Annotated in this window: 20 protein-coding genes; 2 read left to right on the forward strand and 18 right to left on the reverse strand. The window is 38.1% G+C overall.

Annotation, left to right across the window (positions count from 1 at the left end):
• Positions 1-9: 9 nt before the first annotated feature.
• The 18 genes from mtnN to B1NLA3E_RS17025 form a co-directional block, all read right to left on the reverse strand.
• The gene (gene mtnN / locus B1NLA3E_RS16945) at positions 10-711 is read right to left on the reverse strand and encodes a 5'-methylthioadenosine/S-adenosylhomocysteine nucleosidase (RefSeq protein ID WP_015595062.1); all 702 of its coding nucleotides are present in this window, start codon (positions 709-711) and stop codon (positions 10-12) included.
• A 15-nt stretch (positions 712-726) separates the two neighbouring features.
• Positions 727-1,362, reverse strand: coding sequence for a class I SAM-dependent methyltransferase (locus B1NLA3E_RS16950; RefSeq protein WP_015595063.1), 636 nt, complete (start codon positions 1,360-1,362; stop codon positions 727-729).
• A gap of 408 nt (positions 1,363-1,770) precedes the next feature.
• Positions 1,771-2,424 (reverse strand): YrrS family protein, encoded by a 654-nt coding sequence (locus tag B1NLA3E_RS16955; protein WP_015595064.1) that lies wholly within the window; start codon positions 2,422-2,424, stop codon positions 1,771-1,773.
• Between the two features lie 65 nt (positions 2,425-2,489).
• A complete protein-coding gene (locus B1NLA3E_RS16960) occupies positions 2,490-4,259 on the reverse strand; it encodes a peptidoglycan D,D-transpeptidase FtsI family protein (protein ID WP_015595065.1) in 1,770 nt (589 codons plus the stop codon).
• A 62-nt stretch (positions 4,260-4,321) separates the two neighbouring features.
• On the reverse strand, positions 4,322-4,798 hold the full coding sequence (greA, locus tag B1NLA3E_RS16965; protein ID WP_015595066.1) for a transcription elongation factor GreA: 477 nt from the start codon (positions 4,796-4,798) through the stop codon (positions 4,322-4,324).
• A 263-nt stretch (positions 4,799-5,061) separates the two neighbouring features.
• Positions 5,062-5,697, reverse strand: coding sequence for a uridine kinase (gene udk / locus B1NLA3E_RS16970; RefSeq protein ID WP_015595067.1), 636 nt, complete (start codon positions 5,695-5,697; stop codon positions 5,062-5,064).
• Positions 5,698-5,700: 3 nt separating this feature from the next.
• Positions 5,701-6,972 (reverse strand): peptidase U32 family protein, encoded by a 1,272-nt coding sequence (locus B1NLA3E_RS16975; RefSeq protein WP_015595068.1) that lies wholly within the window; start codon positions 6,970-6,972, stop codon positions 5,701-5,703.
• Positions 6,973-7,023: 51 nt separating this feature from the next.
• Complete coding sequence (locus B1NLA3E_RS16980; RefSeq protein ID WP_015595069.1) at positions 7,024-7,953, reverse strand: peptidase U32 family protein; 930 nt, start codon at positions 7,951-7,953, stop codon at positions 7,024-7,026.
• 6 nt (positions 7,954-7,959) lie between these two features.
• Positions 7,960-8,598 carry an O-methyltransferase gene (locus B1NLA3E_RS16985; RefSeq protein ID WP_015595070.1) on the reverse strand — a complete coding sequence of 213 codons (639 nt, stop codon included), beginning with the start codon at positions 8,596-8,598 and terminating at the stop codon, positions 7,960-7,962.
• A gap of 211 nt (positions 8,599-8,809) precedes the next feature.
• Positions 8,810-9,895 carry an endolytic transglycosylase MltG gene (mltG, locus tag B1NLA3E_RS16990; protein WP_051120229.1) on the reverse strand — a complete coding sequence of 362 codons (1,086 nt, stop codon included), beginning with the start codon at positions 9,893-9,895 and terminating at the stop codon, positions 8,810-8,812.
• Positions 9,896-10,130: 235 nt separating this feature from the next.
• Positions 10,131-10,421 carry a DUF1292 domain-containing protein gene (locus tag B1NLA3E_RS16995; RefSeq protein ID WP_015595072.1) on the reverse strand — a complete coding sequence of 97 codons (291 nt, stop codon included), beginning with the start codon at positions 10,419-10,421 and terminating at the stop codon, positions 10,131-10,133.
• A gap of 12 nt (positions 10,422-10,433) precedes the next feature.
• A complete protein-coding gene (gene ruvX, locus B1NLA3E_RS17000; protein ID WP_015595073.1) occupies positions 10,434-10,850 on the reverse strand; it encodes a Holliday junction resolvase RuvX in 417 nt (138 codons plus the stop codon).
• Between the two features lie 3 nt (positions 10,851-10,853).
• On the reverse strand, positions 10,854-11,120 hold the full coding sequence (locus B1NLA3E_RS17005; protein ID WP_015595074.1) for an IreB family regulatory phosphoprotein: 267 nt from the start codon (positions 11,118-11,120) through the stop codon (positions 10,854-10,856).
• Positions 11,121-11,193: 73 nt separating this feature from the next.
• A complete protein-coding gene (alaS, locus tag B1NLA3E_RS17010; RefSeq protein WP_015595075.1) occupies positions 11,194-13,830 on the reverse strand; it encodes an alanine--tRNA ligase in 2,637 nt (878 codons plus the stop codon).
• Between the two features lie 320 nt (positions 13,831-14,150).
• Positions 14,151-15,236, reverse strand: coding sequence for an AI-2E family transporter (locus B1NLA3E_RS17015; protein ID WP_041580635.1), 1,086 nt, complete (start codon positions 15,234-15,236; stop codon positions 14,151-14,153).
• A gap of 292 nt (positions 15,237-15,528) precedes the next feature.
• Entirely contained in the window at positions 15,529-15,660 is a 132-nt protein-coding gene (locus B1NLA3E_RS24260) for a YrzQ family protein (protein ID WP_083935127.1), read from the reverse strand.
• A 22-nt stretch (positions 15,661-15,682) separates the two neighbouring features.
• Positions 15,683-15,874, reverse strand: coding sequence for a hypothetical protein (locus B1NLA3E_RS17020; protein ID WP_041580636.1), 192 nt, complete (start codon positions 15,872-15,874; stop codon positions 15,683-15,685).
• Positions 15,875-15,884: 10 nt separating this feature from the next.
• Positions 15,885-16,361 (reverse strand): PRC-barrel domain-containing protein, encoded by a 477-nt coding sequence (locus tag B1NLA3E_RS17025; protein WP_015595078.1) that lies wholly within the window; start codon positions 16,359-16,361, stop codon positions 15,885-15,887.
• A 213-nt stretch (positions 16,362-16,574) separates the two neighbouring features.
• Between B1NLA3E_RS17025 and B1NLA3E_RS17030 the strand changes: the two genes are divergently transcribed.
• Both B1NLA3E_RS17030 and B1NLA3E_RS17035 read left to right on the forward strand, forming a co-directional pair.
• Positions 16,575-17,294, forward strand: a complete 720-nt coding sequence (locus tag B1NLA3E_RS17030) for an N-acetylmuramoyl-L-alanine amidase (protein ID WP_015595079.1) — start codon at positions 16,575-16,577, stop codon at positions 17,292-17,294.
• Positions 17,295-17,650: 356 nt separating this feature from the next.
• Positions 17,651-19,111 carry an IS1182 family transposase gene (locus B1NLA3E_RS17035; protein ID WP_015592366.1) on the forward strand — a complete coding sequence of 487 codons (1,461 nt, stop codon included), beginning with the start codon at positions 17,651-17,653 and terminating at the stop codon, positions 19,109-19,111.
• Positions 19,112-19,508 lie beyond the last annotated feature (397 nt).

Raw genomic sequence — 19,508 nt, forward strand, 5'->3', positions numbered from 1 at the left:
TATTCCCCTTTAACTGTTTTTTAAACCTGAGACAATTTTCATCACAAGGGTTGCTGAGTTTACAGCTGCTTTTTCTAAATATTGATCAAAAGATACATTCGACTCTTTCCCAGCAATGTCTGATAGAGAACGAATGATCACAAACGGAACCCCAAACTGATGAGCTACTTGAGCAATAGCCGCTGCTTCCATTTCCACAGCTTGGAGATCAATAAATTTTGTTCGCACGAACTCAACCCGAGCTGGGTCATTCATAAAGGAGTCCCCTGTAGCGATTAGACCCTTAACAACGTTAATATCGGATATTTCTTGGGCACTTTTCTCTGCAATTTGCACCAATTTTTCCGTCGCCACAAAAGCTGCAGGCAATTGTGGTACTTGCCCATATTCATAACCAAAAATGGTAACATCAACATCATGGTGACGAACCTCTGAAGAGATAACGACGTCCCCTACATTTAGACTTGGATTATAGCCTCCAGCTGATCCGGTATTAATAATGTAATCAGGAGCAAATTTTTGGAGGAGAATTGTGGTAGACATGGCTGCATTCACTTTTCCGATTCCAGAACGTAGCAGAACGACATCTACCCCGTCCATTTTCCCACTGGTAAATTCACAGCCTGCAATTGTTTCAATCGTTGGGTTCTCAATATTGTTTCTTAGTAAGGTAACTTCTTCTTCCATTGCTCCGATGATTGCTACTTTCATTTTTAGAACCTCTTTCTATTGTTTTACGCCTTCCATAATCCATACAAAGTTATTCCAACGCTCAAACGAAACCTGAAACCCGTTTTGTTCCATCAACTTCTTTAAAAAAGGAATGGTTGGATAAAATTCGCGTTGCAAATCCTCAGCAAGGTTTAGAAAGCCCTTTTCCAATGCGTCATCAATCGCCCTTTTATAGGTTTCTTCAGATTCATACATTGTATCCGCGAACACTATTTTACCACCAGTAGCAAGAAGATTGCCATAGCGCGTGATAGATGTTCCTTTTTCGTCATCAGTCAAGTGATGAAAGGCATAGGTACTAACGATTGTATCAACCCCCACATCTGGAAAATCAAGAAAATCACCGTCAAATAAGCGAACTGTATCCCCTAGTTTGGCAGCAGCAATTTTTCTCATCGATGTTGAGGGTTCGATACCCGTTACAGTTTTTCCACTAGCTATAAGTTTTTTCGTTAGATTCCCGGTTCCAACCCCAAATTCTAATATACGTCCGAAGCAGCGATGATTTACTTTCTGAAGAAGTTCGTCATATTGGAAAAATACATCATAATATTCAATGTCATTACCTGAAACGGTTGTATCATAAGAATCCGCCCATTGTTCAAACAGCTCGATGAATTCTTTACCCATGATGTCCACTCCCTGTTTTATTCTAACAATTCACATAAATATACTATGAATTAGAATAAAACTTGTTCTTAATTTATCATATCCGGTCCTTCCTCTCAATACCTTTTATTTTTTAAAAAATGGCTGTGTTAAAGCTCCATGTTGATTTTTTGCACAATGTTGATTGGAGTGGAAGGCACGAAGACTCCTGCGGGAGCAGCGGGACAGGTGAGACCCCGCAGGAGCGTAGGCGACGAGGAGGCTCACCGCCCGCCCCTAAGGTGCGCGGGTGCCTGGAACGGAAATCAACATTCTAGTTTAACGGAGCCAAAAAAATAAAAGGGTCAAACCCTACACTATTATTTAGCCCCTTTTTAAAAAATAGGAACATAAAATAATGAATGTGGAAGTCAGACCCTTTATTTTTTATTAATTATCGCTAGCGCTGGTTTTTCCCTTGTCATTCTCTATTAATTCTTCAACCTTAGTTGGCATCCAACCTTTGCCATCTTTCCAGACCAGATAAACCCGGTAGGCTTGTGAGTCTCCTTTAGCAGTCACGGTACCAATTGATTGATCTGAACCATTTCTGGTTAAGTACCAAACTGTCATATTACTCGTTTCCATATCAGTAGCATAGGCTAAGGCTTTGACTCTTTCATCCCAATCGACTGCTTCAGATGAAAATGGCTCAGTCTGGGTCGTTCCAACAGGCTCCCAAGCAGGATCTTCAATGGTACCCTTGACGTTTTCTCCGCCACCTGTCGTGACTACTTTTGATGTATCTTCTTTTGCATTATCACCAGTAGTTTTTTGTGTATTTTTAGTTTGTTTTTGTTTAGTCGTTCCCGAGGCCGTTTTGGCATCATTTTCACTGTTACTACTGCTGACCTTTTTTTCGACTTTTTGCTCCTGCTTTTTTTCTTGATTATCATTATTCCCTGAGAAAATATTAACAGAAACAATAATGATTAAGAGAATCACAAGACCGATGAGACCATTTAAGATAATATTTGTTTTTCTTCTTTTGGAGCGCTGCATTGAGCGCATACCTTCTCTTGATTGATCAAAATTGCTTTTCAAAAGAAATATCCTCCTTTGACAAGTTGTTAATATTCTACCATGACAACTTTAAAACTTGAAGGAGTTTATTGCAACTTATCTGTTGGGTGATCAATTTCATAAATGGATTTCACCATATCCGCAAATAAAGGGTTTACTCCTCCTTCGTCATCATTCACATCCAAATTTACCGTTACAAGTGCATATTTCGGATGATCAAAAGGAAAATACCCAGCAAACCACTTATTATGTAGTTGGCGATTATTTGCGTATTTTCCCGTTTCTGCTGTTCCTGATTTTCCAGCTACTTCATATGGTAAATCTTGAAACCATCTCCCTGTTCCGTGATCGTTTGTCACGACCTCTCGCAAAAGAGCCTGCAATTTCATCGCTGTATATGGGGCTAATGTATCGCCCTTCATCTTCTTTTTTGGAAATTCATACATGTTTGTCCCATTTTGGTATTCTACCTTTGAAGCAACACGGATCGTTTCCTTTTTTCCACCTTTAGCAATTGTGGACATCATATTGGCAACAGCAAGTGGAGTTGCTCTTACTTCATGTTGACCAATTCCGGTCATTGCTACAAAATTTTTATCTTTTTTAGCCCCTTCGGATAAAAATACCCGGCCCTTTTCTTCATCCTTTAATTGTGAGAAATTTTCAATATGAAACACAGACCCTCTCCAACCTACCGGCCCAATTAATCCAAGTTTTTGTGCATATGTTTCAATAAGGGTGGGATCGATATCCTTTAATTCATTAGCAATTTGTCCAAAGGTGCGATTGCAGCTACGAGCAAAACTATTTTGAAATGTCAGCATGCCATAATTGTATTTTAAATCGGGCGCGCCATTAATTTTTCGACTACAATCAAACGTACGAGTTGGATCATCTAGTCCATGATCAATAGCTGCTGCAGCCACAACGGTTTTAAAAACTGAGCCCATAATTTGTTGATTTAACATTACATTTTCAATCCCATTTCCAAGGTATGGGTCCTTTTTATTGATGCTAGGACGAGAAACCATCGCTAACACAGTATTTGATTCTATATCGACAAGAATTAAACCGCCTTTTTTAATGCCATTTTGATCCACAAGTTTTTCGGCAGCCGTCTGCATTTCTTTATCTATTGTTGTTTTAATATTTACTGGATAATAGGGGTTAGCTGGATCAACGTATTTCACATTCACCCCAAACAATGGCGCTCCATCTCCATCCACATGGTAAACTAATTTTGATTTTCTTTCGGCAATTAGAAACTCGTCAAAACTCTTTTCTAGGCCGGAAATTCCTAAAGTGGTTTGTGGAGAAAATTCCTTGTCTGGATACCGTTTTTTTAATTCTGTTTGATTTTCTTTTACGATCCCAATCAGCTGTTCTGCTGGTGTATTTTTCAGTAAATATTTTCGTTCAACAGCAAACACACCAGGAATTTTCATGGCGTTAATTTTTTTCATTTGCAAACCGGTTAACTGCATGGGATCTGGGTCGCCCAATGCAAATGGCTCTTTCGCTTTCTGAACCTTATTAAGCAAAGTTTTCTTTTGGACTTCAATGATTTTCGCTACTCTTTCAGCATCCCAATCTATCTTATTCAAAAATGGAAATAATATGAGTACAGGTTTATTTTCGTAAATCAGGGGTTGACCACTTCTGTCTAGAAAGTTTCCTCTTCCACTATCAAGAATCACTTCCTGGGAACGTTGCTTAACGCTCGCTTCCAATAAATTTACTTGGTGTTTTGAAAAGCTTTCAGTGGCAAATAATTGTATTTGCATTAATCTAACCATTAGTAGACCTAAACATATAAAACTGCCTGCGAACCAAATCAATGCTCGTTTTTTTAACATAAAAAACACCTCGTCAAAAGTTTTGACGAGGTTTTACATTTTCAAACTCAAATGATTGGAATTTATTTAATAGAAGTAATTCGAACGTTCATTTCTCCACCAGGGGTTTGAACAGATACTTGATCTCCTACCTTACGCCCTAACAAGCTTTTAGCAATCGGTGAATCGTTGGAGATTTTACCTTCAAATGGATCTGCTTCAGCACTTCCAACAATTGCGTATGTTTCTTCTTCTCCATCAGGAAGTTCAATAAATGTAACAGAACGACCTAATGCAACAGTATCACTGTTCATTTCATCTTCTTCAATAATTTTGGCATTACGAATCATATTTTCTAAAGTCGTAATTCGACCTTCAACAAATGCTTGCTCCTCTTTTGCTGAATCGTACTCGGAGTTTTCTGAAAGGTCACCGAAGCTACGTGCAATTTTAATCCGTTCTACGACTTCTTTTCGTTTAACTGTTTTTAATTGTTCTAGTTCATGCTCAAGTTTTTCTTTACCAGCCTGTGTCATTGGGAATACTTTTTCTATAGCCAAAGCTCTTCACTCCTTCTAATCTTCACAATCGCCCAGAGAAATTGTGGATAAAAAAAATTATGTAGTATATAGATAAATACATTTGAGCGCGTCCTTTAAAGGGGCGCGCACCATTTTTATTTTTCATAAAAAAGCGAAATAGAACGGTTACAATCCCTCGGGAGCTATCCTTCTCCCATAAACTACAATTAAACCAAGAAATCATTAATCTGCTTATGGGATGGGACAAAAACCAGTGCTTTTTTATTATTTATGCTATTGTTTCATAAAAATGATTTTTGTTCAAGAATTGTTTTGATTTTTGTGACCATAAGATCAATTGCAACATGATTATGTCCACCCTCTGGAACAATGATATCGGCATAACGCTTAGTCGGCTCGATAAATTGGTTATGCATCGGGCGAACAACATTTACATATTGATCTATGACAGACTCCATCGTCCGACCACGTTCTCGTATATCTCTTTGCATACGACGAATAATCCTAATATCAGCATCTGTATCAACAAATAACTTAATATCCATTAAATTACGTAATCGCTCATCTTCTAAAACTAGGATTCCCTCTAATATAATGACATTCTGCGGCTTCACTGGAATAACCTTGGCGGAACGTGTATGAATCGAGTAATCATAAACTGGTTTATTTATCGATTCATATTTTAGCAATTGCTCAATATGCTCTATTAATAAATCGTTATCGAATGCAAGCGGATGATCATAGTTCGTTTTTAAACGTTCTTCAAACGGTAAATGGCTTTGATCCTTATAATAATAGTCTTGCTCAATCATTAGAATTGAATGACCTTTAAACTGTTCATAAATCGCTTTGGTTACGCTCGTTTTCCCTGAACCGGATCCACCAGCAACACCTATCACAACAGGTTTGCGATACATACATTAATTCTCCTTTCGCATCATGTTGTTAGGGTACACTGGTTGATCTAATTTGAAGGTTACGATTTGTAGTGGATGACGTGCTGCATCAAGCTCGTTGCCATCCTCGTCCCAAATTTTATCTACTACATGAGTAAAGTTGTCAATTTCCGGACCAAAGAATTCTACCTCATCTCCTGGTTTAAAATGATTGCGTTGTTGTAATGTAACCATTTTTTCCTCAGGATTGTAATCCAATACTAAGCCAGCAAATTCAAATGTAGTCTTCTTGCTATGATTTCCAAACATTTGCTCTTTATACCCAGGAACCCCTTCAAAGAACGCTGTTGCTGTTTCTCGGTTCGCGCATTTATCCAATTCTTCGAGCCATTCTTGTTTAATGACGAAGTGATCGGGATCTGCACAGTAGGTATCAATGACTTTCCGGTAGACACTGACAACTGTTGCTATATAGTGAATCGACTTCATCCTGCCTTCAATCTTTAAACTATCAATTCCTATTTCAATCATCCTTGGAATAGATTCAATTAATTTTAAATCTTTAGGACTCATGGCAAAAGGTGAATCATTTTCTGAGTATAGAGCCGTTTCATTTTCACCCTCGAGCTGATATAGATCATAGTCCCAACGGCAAGATTGACAACAGCCGCCACGGTTGGAATCACGGGCAGTCATATGGTTACTCAGTGTGCATCGTCCAGAATAGGCAATACACATTGCCCCATGAATAAAGGTTTCAATTTCGATATCAACCTTTTCTTTCATTTCCTGTATTTCTACAGCACTGGTTTCTCTCGCCAAAACAACACGTTCAAGGCCTTCTTCCTGCCAAAATTTTATAGCCTTCCAGTTCGACAGAGATTGTTGAGTGCTTAAGTGAACTTCAATTTCTGGAGCAACTCTTTTGCAGGTTTCAATAATAAGCGGGTCTGCAACAATAATTCCAGAAATCCCTGTTTCTTTTAGACCTAGCATATATTCTTCTAGCCCATCGATATTCTCATTATGGGCAAAAATATTGGTCGTTACATAAATTTTGGCACCGTGTTTTTTAGCAAACTCGACGCCCTCCTTCATTTCTTCGAAAGTAAAATTATCGGCGTTTGAACGGAGGCCATACTCTTGCCCCCCAATAAATACGGCATCTGCTCCGTATTGGACGGCGATCTTTAATTTTTCAAGATTCCCTGCAGGCGCAAGGAGTTCCGGTTTTTTAACAATAACACGTTTGCCATTTATCATTTTAGAAATATTGTTTTTCACACTAGCAGTCATCCCTTTTGCCTCCTTCTTATTTATTTTTCGTTTAGCACACAACGTGATTGTTTAATATACGGTTTCTTTAAAGAAGAATCCAGTGTCAAGCGAACGATGATTGGGCTGAATTTTTTCAATTTCTTCTAGCAAATCAGTTTTTAAATCCTCATATTGATCAGGATCTTGAACACATACATCGATTGCTTTTCGGTAAAGTTTCGTCACATCTAAAATATAATCAGGACTTTTTAAAATTCCATCTATTTTAAAAGAATCAATACCCGCTTCAATCATGTCCTGCAACTCATCAACCATACAGGTATCATTTGGACTCATGATATGTGTCCCATTTTCATCTTCAAAAATGGGATATTTATTTTCTCGTTCTTTATCATGTAAAAACATATTTTTTTCATATTTACGATTTTGAATTTCCATAGACTTACCTTGATATTCAAAATAGTGACCTAATAAACTACGTTTTGATTGGAACATACAAGCCATACCATGAACCTGTACTTCAAGTTCAACCTCTGCATGTTCTTTCATTTCAATGATTGCATCCATACTCAGTTCTCTTGCTAAAACCGCACGTTTTGCTCCTTTGCGGCCCCAATAATTACATGTATACCAGTTTGTAGCAGTCGTTTCAGTATTCCAATGGAGCTTCATCTCGGGAGCAACTTCTCGAGCTGTCATCAGTACAGCAGGATCTCCAAAAACGATAGCATCTGCTTTAGCGGAGTTAAGGAATGTAACATAATCAGCTAGCTCTTCGATTTTTTCATTGTGGAAAATGGCATTCATCGCTACATATACCTTTTTCCCTAGTTCATGGGCAGCATCAATTGCCTTTGTGATGTCATCCCGATTAAATTCACCAGCAAGACGCAGGCCGTAGCGCTGCTCTCCAATTACAAACGCATCAGCACCAGCCTCTGCCAAACGGGATATCTCGTCAACACTTGTCGGAGTTACTAACAATTCCGGTTTTTTCATCATTATTCACCTCTTTTTACTAATTGCAACCCCATCACCTACTGGAACAATGACGGTATCGTATTCAGGATTCTTCATTAACCAACTATTAAAATCACGAATTTTCTTGACTAAATTGCGTAACCGCTTATTCTCAATGTTTGCCTCAGCAACCATACCTTTAAACAATACATTATCAGTTATTATTAATCCGTCATTACTAAGGTAGCGGGAATACATCTCAAAAAAGCGTTGATATTGTCCTTTAGCGGCATCTATAAAGATAACATCGAAGGGGGCGAAAGGTTTGATTTGCTCCTCAACTTCAAGGGCATCTCCGCTAATTAAAACAATTTGTGCTCCCTTTTCAGCCTGTTTGATATAGTCAACCGCTCTTTCTAAACGCTCATTGTCTCTCTCAATCGTGACAATTTTTACATTTGGAAGGGCAAAAGCCATTCTTAGAGCAGAGTATCCAATCGCCGTTCCAACTTCAAGAATAGTTCTGGGATTTTGAATCCGGAGTAGCTGTAGCATGGCTTCGATACCGGCTAATTCCATGATGGGTATCCCATTTTCTGCTGCATACTGTTCCATTTCCAATAGAATTTTCGGCCGTTCAAGTATTAATTCATTTATATATAATTGCAGCTTTTCTTTATCCAAGCCGCCATCACCTCTATTTCTTTGGCAACGATTTCCTTAGGGTCGAACTGAATTTAGGGATCATGCACTAAGTCATTTAGACAAGAAAAAATAGCGGTCACAGATAGGATACATGAAGCAATCCAATCATATCTGTGGGTCACGCTATTGCCATAGTGCATCGAAACACTCGAATAATTTTATCATATCAGAAGGGAGAAAGCTAATTTAATCATTTATCTGTTATATGTTCCGCTTTTTGTTTATTATGTTCCGACAGTGTTTTTGTAAAGATAACATCCCCTTCAGCTGTAGCTAGGAAATATAAAAAGTCTGTTTTCTTGGGATTTAGTGCCGCTTCAATAGACATTGTCCCTGAACTAGCGATTGGGCCAGGTGGCAACCCCTTGTATTTATAAGTATTATAAGGGGATTCAACCTTTAAATCTTCATAAAGGACTCTCTCCTTATGTTTACCTGTTGCATAAAGCACGGTCGGATCTGTCTGAAGTGGCATTCCTGCCTGAACCCGATTGTAAAAGACACTAGCAATTGTCTCTCGGTCTGCCTTTTCAGTTGCTTCCTCTTCAATTAATGAAGCCATGGTCAATAGTTTATGTGGAGAAACTTTTTGCTCACTCATTTGCGTTTCGTATCCATTTAAAACAGATTTTGTTTTATCCAGCATTTCCATAACTACTTTTTCAATTGATGGTTTTTCCTCATAAAAAGAATAGGTAGCAGGGAATAAATAACCCTCCAATGGATATATAACATCTTTATTTAATATTTCATCTGTTAACAGGTCAGGATATTTTTCCATTAATGATTTTACAAAGGCGGGATCATTTAGTTGAGCCCATACTTCGTCATGTCCCCGGTTTGTTTTTTCAGCAATAATATCAGCAATTTGTTTAAGCTGTTTACCTTCCGGAATCGTGATTTTGAAAGCTGCATTTTGTAACAGTTTTCCTGTCTTAAGTCTACTTATGATTTCTGGAATTGTCATGGCTGGGGTCAATTTGTAGTTTCCTGCCATAAAGTCAGCTTCATTTTTGAACTTCACGTAATATTTGAATACTTTAGCGTCTTTAATAATACCCTTTTCTTCTAAAATCTGGCCAATTCCTGTAACAGAAGATCCTATCGGAATCGTGACCTTTTTCTCATGCTTATCGTTTGGATCTACTGGTTTCATTGCAGATTTGATATAAAAATATCCTCCACCTACAACAGCGCCCATTAGTAAAAAAATGATCATCGAAACGATGAGAACAATTTTACGAACAACCTTTGCTTCACTTTGCCGTTCCATCATTTTTTGGCGAAAAAAGTCTTTTATTGCCTGATTCCTATCTGACAAAAATGTTCCCTCCACTCACTTGAGCTTTACCTAATCTTTTTACATCCCCGAATCATTATACTATATTTTCATTTTTCACCGCAAAAAAATACATGAAAGCGGATTTTTTGGGTACATTCGACAAAATTGATAAGGAAAAGGCAAAAAAAAAACTGCCGAGTGGTCTCGGACAGCTTTTTTATTAACTTTCTTATTCTTCGTTTTCTTGCTCTTCTAGGAATGTATTGAGCATTTCCTCAACCAAATCCCACTCTTCATCTGTTTCAATTGGAGTTAAATCGCCGTCTTCGTCGTTTTCGTTTGGAGTAAACGATGAAGCGTGAATTTCGATGTCTTCTTCATCATCGTCATCAGCACCAATTGGATAGTATAAAACATAAGACTTTCCAAATTCCTCTGAATCAAATGTAAACAAAACCTCACATAATTGCTCGTTTCCTTCATCATCTACTACAGTAATATTATTTTCTCCGTGATCCATTTTTCCACCTCATTAAAATTTACTATCTAAAAATCCCTGCAAAATAAGTGTTGCAGCCATTTTGTCGATTACTTTTTTTCGTTTCTTGCGGCTAACATCTGCTTCAAGAAGGACCCTTTCCGCAGCCATTGTGGTCAATCGTTCATCCCAAAGGACAACAGGCAAGGAGAAAAGTTTTTCTAATTCACCCGCGTAAGCTTGGCAAGCTTCGCCCCGAGGACCAATAGTATTATTCATGTTCTTTGGCAGACCGACAACAATTTTACTAACTTGTTGTTCCTTAATAATCTCACCAATTTCCGCAAATCCAAACTCTTTTTCTTCTTCATTAATTTTCAAGGTTGTCAGTCCTTGTGCAGTCCAGCCCAATTCATCACTAACTGCCACACCTACTGTTTTCGTACCGACATCCAATCCCATTACCCGCATCGATTAATCCTCATGCTGTTTTTTCAAATAGGATTTCACCAGTTCTTCAATAATTTCATCCCGTTCCAATTTGCGAATGATATTACGGGCATCCCGATGACGAGGAATATAGGCCGGGTCCCCAGACAGTAGGTAACCAACGATCTGGTTAATGGGGTGATATCCCTTTTCCTGCAAAGCACCATATACCTGATTTAGTACTTCAGTTACATTATGCTCAATAGGCTCTTCTGGAAAATTAAATCTCATCGTTTTGTCAAATGAGCTCATTTTTTGCACCTCGCTTTTTGGTGGAGCAAAACTAGTAATGATTATCTATATTTTACACTACTTCTTTCGGTTATCAAACGGATTTTACCCATTCGTCAACAAAAGAAAGTGCAGATTCTAATTTATTAGGATCTTTTCCTCCGGCTTGGGCCATATCAGGACGTCCGCCTCCGCCACCACCACAGCGAGAAGCAACTTCTTTGATTAACTTTCCAGCGTGATAGCCCTTTTCGATTAAATCATTGGTGACACCAGCAATAAGGTTAACTTTGTCATCATTGACACTTCCGAGTAACACGATTCCGGAACCAATTTTTTGTTTTAAGTCATCCGCCATATTGCGTAAATTATTCATGTCTGATGCTTGAACTTTGGCGGAAAGCACTTTAATTCCATCAATTTCTTTGATTTTAGAAACGAGACCTCCAGCTTCAATATTACCCAATTTTGCTGACAATGATTCATTTTCACGTTGAAGCTGCTTGATTTCCCCTAATAATGTTTCAATCCGATTAACGACCTCTTTAGGATTTGATTTAAGCTTTGCTGCCACTTCTTTCAATATTCCAATTTGGTCGTTTAATAATTTATAAGCCGATTCGCCAGTTACTGCCTCAATTCGGCGTGTACCTGCACCGATGCCTGATTCGGATACGATTTTAAATAAACCGATAACAGACGTATTTGGAACATGGCAACCACCACAAAGCTCTAGGCTAAAGTCTCCCACTTGCACGACACGAACGATATCACCATATTTTTCACCAAACAGAGCCATGGCTCCCAATGCCTTCGCTTCAGCAATTGGTTTTAAATCAATGTTAACTTGAATGCTCCGCCAAATCTGTTCATTGACAATCGCTTCAATCTTCTCAAGCTCCTCAGGATGGATTTGACCAAAATGAGAGAAATCAAATCGTAATCTATCAGGCTCAACAAGTGAACCAGCTTGATTAACATGAGGACCAAGGACATCTTTTAAGGCGCGTTGCAGTAAATGGGTTGCAGTATGATTCTTGATAATGTCGCCACGAATTTCCTGGTTCACAATTGCCTTTACCATTGCGTTTGGCTTTAGCGTTCCCTCTTCAATTACAGCTTGATGCAAATTCTGTCCATTAGGAGCCTTTTGAACATCCTTAATTTTCACCTTAACACCAGTAGCAACTAAAGTCCCTTGGTCAGCAATTTGACCACCGCTCTCAGCATAGAAAGGGGTAACATCTAAAATTAGCTTCACTTCATCCCCGACATTTGCTGCATCTGCTAGTTCACCATCTTTTAGGATAACTAAGACGTTTGCGTCGGTTTCTAATTGCTGATAGCCAATAAATTTGCTTTCAACCTTTATATCGCCTAATACTCCACCCTGAACCTGCATCGAATCAACATCATGTCTGGCAGAGCGCGCACGTTCACGTTGAAGTTCCATTTCCTTTTCAAAGCCAGCATGGTCAACCTTCATGCCGCTCTCTTCCGCATATTCCTCTGTCAACTCCACAGGGAATCCATAAGTATCATAGAGACGGAACACGTCTTCCCCAGGGATGACCTCGCTTTTTTGTTCTTTTTGTTTCTCGATTACATTTGATAGAATCGCTAAACCATCATGTAACGTCTCATGGAAACGCTCTTCTTCATTTTTTATGACCTTTTGAATGAATTCTACATTTTCTTTTACTTGCGGGTAAAAATCGTGCATGATTTCACCAACAACTGGGACTAATTCAAACATAAATGGTCGATTAATATTAATTTGCTTTGCATAACGAACAGCGCGGCGCAGCAAGCGGCGCAACACATAACCTCTTCCTTCGTTTGAAGGTAAAGCTCCATCACCAACAGCAAAGGCAACAGTACGAATGTGATCAGCAATTACTTTAAATGCAACATCAGCTTCTTTATTATTACGGTATGTAACACCAGATATTGCTTCTGTCTCTTTTATAATTGGCATAAACAAATCTGTATCAAAGTTTGTGGGAACATCCTGGACAACAGAAGCCATCCGTTCAAGCCCCATCCCCGTATCAATATTTCTCTTAGGAAGTGGAGTGTATGTCCCATCAGGGTTGTGATTAAATTGTGAAAACACTAGATTCCAAACCTCTAAATAGCGCTCATTTTCCCCACCAGGATACAATTCAGGATCATTTTGATCGTTACCATACTCTGGGCCACGATCATAAAAAATTTCTGTATTCGGGCCACTTGGACCCTCACCAATATCCCAGAAATTCCCTTCCAAACGAATAATTCTTTCTTCTGGAATTCCAATTTTTTTGTTCCACATTTCAAATGCTTCTGTGTCTTCAGGATGGATTGTGACCGATAAACGTTCAGGTTCCCATCCAATCCATTTTTCACTAGTAAGAAACTCCCAAGCCCATTCAATTGCTTCTTCTTTAAAGTATTCTCCAATCGAGAAATTACCCAACATTTCGAAAAAAGTATGATGTCGTGCCGTTTTTCCAACATTTTCGATATCATTTGTACGGATTGATTTTTGAGCATTAGTGATTCTTGGATTATCCGGAATCACACGACCATCGAAATATTTTTTTAACGTTGCTACACCGCTATTGATCCATAATAATGATGGATCATCATGGGGAACCAGCGGTGCACTTGGTTCGACAGCATGTCCTTTTTCTTTAAAAAATTCTAAAAACAATCGGCGTATATCTGAGCCAGATAAGTTCTTTTTCATTAGAACACCCTCCTATTTATAAAAAAACAATATAAAAAGCCCTCATCCCTAACAGGGACGAAAGCTTTGCTTCTCGCGGTACCACCCTGATTATGGACATTCATTCTTATGTCCACCTCTCAATTCACCTTAACGCGGCAAACGGCAGGGATTAGCTGCACTCTGGACTAGCGTTCTGTTATCCTTCATCAAGAATTTCTTTCAGCCTAAGGAAATTCCTCTCTAAAAATGATGGTCTATAACATACTTGTTCCTTCTTCATGTTACATATGCATATAGCCGAATTATATAAAACTGAGAACGAGTTTGTCAATGTTTGGCTAAGGACGGATATTTTCTTTTGGATGCCTATACCGAACAAAGTGGTCCTTTGCATGTAGAATTGCTACTTTTGATATTGATAATATAGGAACAGCCAGGATTAGCCCAAGGATCCCACCAATTTCTCCGCCAGCTAAAAGGGAAAACATAATAAATAATGGATGCATATGGAGGCTTTTTCCGACTATAAAAGGCGATAAAATATTCCCTTCTAAAAACTGCAGAATAAAAATAATGACCAACGAGATAATCACCATTTTACCCGATAAGGTAGCGGCGATGATAACAGCCGGTATCGCTCCGATAATCGGTCCAAAATACGGAATCACATTGGTTACTCCAATGATAAACCCTAGCAATAATGGATATTTCATGTCAACAAACCAAAAGAGCAGTGCCGAAATCGTCCCGATTAGGACACAGACCAGCAATTGTCCTCTTATATAATTCCCCAGCGAGTCATCTACATCACGTAAAAAAAGGATTCCTTGTTTACGCCAAGCCCTTGGTGTTAAATACCATACTGATTTTTTTAATAGGTGATAATCCTTGAGCATGTAAAAAGCAATAAACGGGATAATCGCAAATAGGAAAATGGAATTAATCAACTGGACTAAGCTTGTTAAGATTCTGGTAAGAAACCGATTTAACATGCCTTCTAATGCGATGATTCCAGAATCTATTCGTTCCTTCATTCCATCTGGCCAAGCTTCCGTTCGATCTTGTATCTCATCGACCATTATCATATATTGTTCGGCAAAGGTAGGAATATTTTTGGACAGGTCTTGCAATTGGTTGATTATCATCGGTATCCCCTTGTATAAACCGAAACCAATTCCTCCAAAAAACAATAAATAAATGATGATTACCGCTATCCCTCGGTTCAACCCAGTGTGATGCAGTTTTTCTATAATAGGATGAAGTAAGTAGGTGATAAAAGCCGCCATGATAAAAGGAATGAAGATAGTGATTACTACCGTGAAAATTGGTAACCAAATTTGTTGAAGCTTTAAAAAGATAAAGATGATGCCAAACAATAAAAGAAAAAAGCCTAGTCGATAAAACCATTTTACCTGGATGTCCACATCCACCACCTCCTTGTTATTATTGGGAGTGTGGTGGTTATTTTATACTAAGTCTATGGTAAATATCATTGCTGATTTTGCCCACCCTGTTGATTTTTTGCACAATGTTGATTGGAGTGGACGGTGCGAAGACTCCTGCGGGAGCAGCGGGACAGTTGAGACCCCGCAGGAGCGTTAGCGACGAGGAGGCTCACCGCCCGCCCCTAAGGTGCGCGAAGCGTCTGGAACGGAAATCAACATTCTAGTTTAAAGAGAAAAAAAAGGAACCCCCTCAGTACTGAGGGGGAAGAAATTAAAAAGCTTTACTGATCCGTTTTCCTATTTTTTTCATTTGCCTAGTAGACATCATGTTGTTATTTTTCATTAGATTAAAAGCAGCCATTCCGGCACCTATTGCAAGAGCTGAGGAAACTACCTTGTTCATATGTTTCACCTCTAATTTGATTTTACATGCTGTACCTTCGTACCTCTTCATCAAATAAATCATCAAGTGAACTCAATGAACCATCTTCTTCAACCTGGTGGGTATGGATCAAGTCTTTCCCTAAGGTAAGCTCGATAAAACAATTCCAGCAATAATATTGGTTTATTCCGATTTTACCAATATCCTTGCTTTGGCAGTTTGGACACTTTAACACGGGTGACACCTCACATTGATTTTACATTTACAATGATGGCATCCTTCCCGATTGCAGGCGATTGAACGGTTTTTACGACGCGCTTTCCTTCCTTAATATCCGAAAAGAATCCATCCGTACATTCATACCCTACAATTGTGCCCAATTCTTCCATAAAATAAACATCTTCAATCAAACCAAGCTTTTCACCTTCTGCTGACATGACCATTTTACCAACCAAGCTTCTTTTGTGTTCAATCGTATATTCTGGTGGTTCTGGAATCGGCTCCAATACTTCCTGTTGCCCTACCATAACCCCATCCCAACCAAAAGAAACGATATTTTTAATATCAATAAAATTCATTTTTTTAAACAAAGTTTGCTTTTTTATCAATAATCCTTTTACTGTCCCTTTACTCGAGATGCTTAAGTCACAAACTTCGCCAAGTTTAGACCCACTTTTTAACTCATAAACTGGAAGCCCTTTGACTAATGAAAACGTCCGCAAAGATTATCCCCACCTTTTCGAACATTTATAGTTTCCGTCGTTTATTGTAAAAAGATGATGAGTAACGTTTTCCAAATCCGGATGATTAACACTGTTATTCCATAAAGTCATAAAGGATTAGAGAATTAGATTCTCCGGCTTAATCACAGACTAAATTAACAACTAATTATTTTTAAAAAATATAAATGATATCAACAGGAAAGGAAAGTAAAAATGAAAAAGTGTTCTATGCTTGTATTTAGTTTGCTTTTCATCATACAAATGAATAATCCTCCTGCTTTTGCAGCTGAAAATACCACAAACAATAATAGGTCAAGTCAAGGACAATATATTCTTATGACGAAGGAGGAATTTAGGAATTGGTTATTTTCAAATAGATTTTCTAGAAAAATTAGGATCATTCAAGAACATCACACATGGTTACCATCATACAAGCAATTTAATGGTTCCAATCATTTTTCAATGTTGCAAGGAATGGAGAATTTTCATGTAAAAGAAAAGGGTTGGAAGAATATAGCTCAAAACATAACGACCTTTCCGGATGGAAAAGTAGCAGTTTGCCGGCCATTTGATATAGCACCTGAGGGTTCAATTGGGTCAAATGCCAATTCTGTAGGGTTAAGCATTGAAAATGTTGGAAATTTTGATTTAGGTCATGATGTTATGACAGAGGAACAAAAGGAAACCATTGTTTATATCACGGCGCTGCTTTGTATAAAATTTGGATTAACTCCTTCTGTTGACAGTATCACTTATCATCACTGGTGGAATTTGAAATCAGGAGAAAGAGTTCTAGATAAGGGTCCAGAATATAATGTTAAAACCTGTCCAGGTACTGGATTTTTCGGGGGTAATTCCACAAATCATGCAAAAAATGTTTTTTATCCTTTAGTGGAACGTAAAATTCAAGAAATTTCAGCATCAATGGAATAAGTCACTAAATTAAAAAGAGCTGTGGCTTAACAACGGGTTCCGTTTCCTACCGCAAACACTAAAAAATGTAACTAAAAATGACTAACAAAATGTACGTTAAATTGTTAGTCATTTTTTATTATTTTAGGCTGTTTTCATAAACTTTGTTCCTATTTACTAATGAGAGGAGAGGCTGATTTCCGCTCCATGTGCTCGCTTTCCGCGGGGCGTGCGGTGAGCCTCCTCGGCGCTAAAGCGGAGGCCACTGAAAAAGTCCAAGTTTTTAATTTAGGCAGTTGAAAGTTTGATTAAACCAAACTTTCAACTGTCTTTTTGCCTTATAATAACGATATTAAATGTATGTAGGTGATATCCCGATGATTTCCAATCAAGAAACACTTAATCTTAGCCCATTCATGGCAATCTACGAAATAGTTGTGCCAAAAAGTAATATGCTTCGCCAAATCAATGAACTAGTGGACTTTTCATTTATTCTCGAAGAATTAAAAACGAAATATTGTCTTGATAACGGTCGAAATGCCATTTCACCGATTCGCATGTTCAAATATTTATTACTAAAATCGATATTTGATCTATCTGATGTGGATGTAGTAGAACGTTCAATATATGATATGTCGTTTAAATATTTCCTGGATATGGCACCAGAAGATTCCGTGATTGATCCTAGTTCCTTAACGAAATTTCGTAAACTCCGTCTTCAAGATGAGGATTTATTAGATTTGCTCATTGGCAAAACAGTTGAGATTGCTCTGGAAAAAGAAATCATAAAAAGTAAAACCATTATCGTGGATTCCACACATACGAAAGCGCGTTATAACCAAAAATCTCCGAAGGAATTTTTACAAGAGAAAGCGAAAAATGTTCGAAAAGCCGTGTATCGAATTGATGAATCCATGAAGGAAAAATTCCCTGCGAAAACAACTTCTGTTGAAGTAACCGATGAATTAGATTATTGTCGTCGAATCATTACTGTTGTCGAAAAAGAACCACAAATCGCTAAGGTACCTGCGGTCAAAGAAAAATTAAATGTTCTAAAAGAGATCGTAGAAGATTATACAGAACAACTTAGCTATTCAAATGATCCAGACGCACGGGTCGGACACAAAACAGAGGACTCTTCTTTTTTTGGGTTCAAAACGCATTACGCGATGGCTAATGAACGGATTATTACAGCGGCAGTTATGACAACAGGTGAAAAAAGTGATGGAAAATATCTGCGGGATTTAACAAAAAAAAGCCAAGCAACTGGAATGAAAATTGACAAAATCATTGGAGATACAGCCTACTCTGAGAAAGATAATATTCGATTCGCGAAAGAAAATGAATTAGCACTTGTTTCCAAATTACATCCGCATATTACACATGGCAGACGCACAAAAGAAGAAGAGTTTGAATTTAATAAAGATGCAGGAATGTATGTATGTAAAGCAGGGCATATGGCTAATAGAAGGAAATATGAAGGACGAAAGGGACAAGATAAAAACCCTAGAATCAAGTACTTTTTTGATATTGAAAAATGTAAAGTGTGCCCTTTTCATGATGGCTGTTATAAAGAAGGAGCGAAAAGTAAATCTTATTCTGTGACAATCAAATCAACAGAACATGCCGATCAGGAGGCATTTCAAAACACAGAAGAATTTAAAGAGTTAGCGAAATCTCGCTATAAAATTGAAGCGAAAAATAGTGAGTTGAAACATAGACACGGGTATGATATTGCATCATCTGCGGGTCTATTAGGCATGAAGATTCAGGGAGCTACAGCGATATTCGCTGTCAACCTTAAACGAATACTAAAACTCCTCAATGAAAAAGAATAAAAAAAGATAAGGAAAAGGGCAATTTTTCGTCCAAAAACAGACGATAAATTGCCTTTTTTGTACCAAAATTTATTTACAGACGTAAAAATCGTATGTTTTTCAGTGGCCTCGCTAAAGCGCCTGTGGGGTCTCACCTATCCCGCTGCTCCCGCAGGAGTCGAGCACCTTCCGCTCCAATCAGTTTCATTTTCAAAGGTATGCATTCAAAACTCGTTCAAAAACAACAATCTTTTAGAAAACAGCCTTTTACTGTTTGCGGACACCAATGCCGCTATTAATGCATAAAGGGGTGTTTTTGATAGGTTAACGGTCACCAGAGCCTTTATTCGTTAGTAAGCGTGCATGATTCAGTGGTTCTTATGAACATAAGGTATCCTGTGGAACTAGAATAAAAAGT

It is taken from the genome of Bacillus sp. 1NLA3E (genome assembly GCF_000242895.2).
In the GTDB taxonomy this organism is placed as follows: domain Bacteria; phylum Bacillota; class Bacilli; order Bacillales; family Cytobacillaceae; genus Bacillus_BU.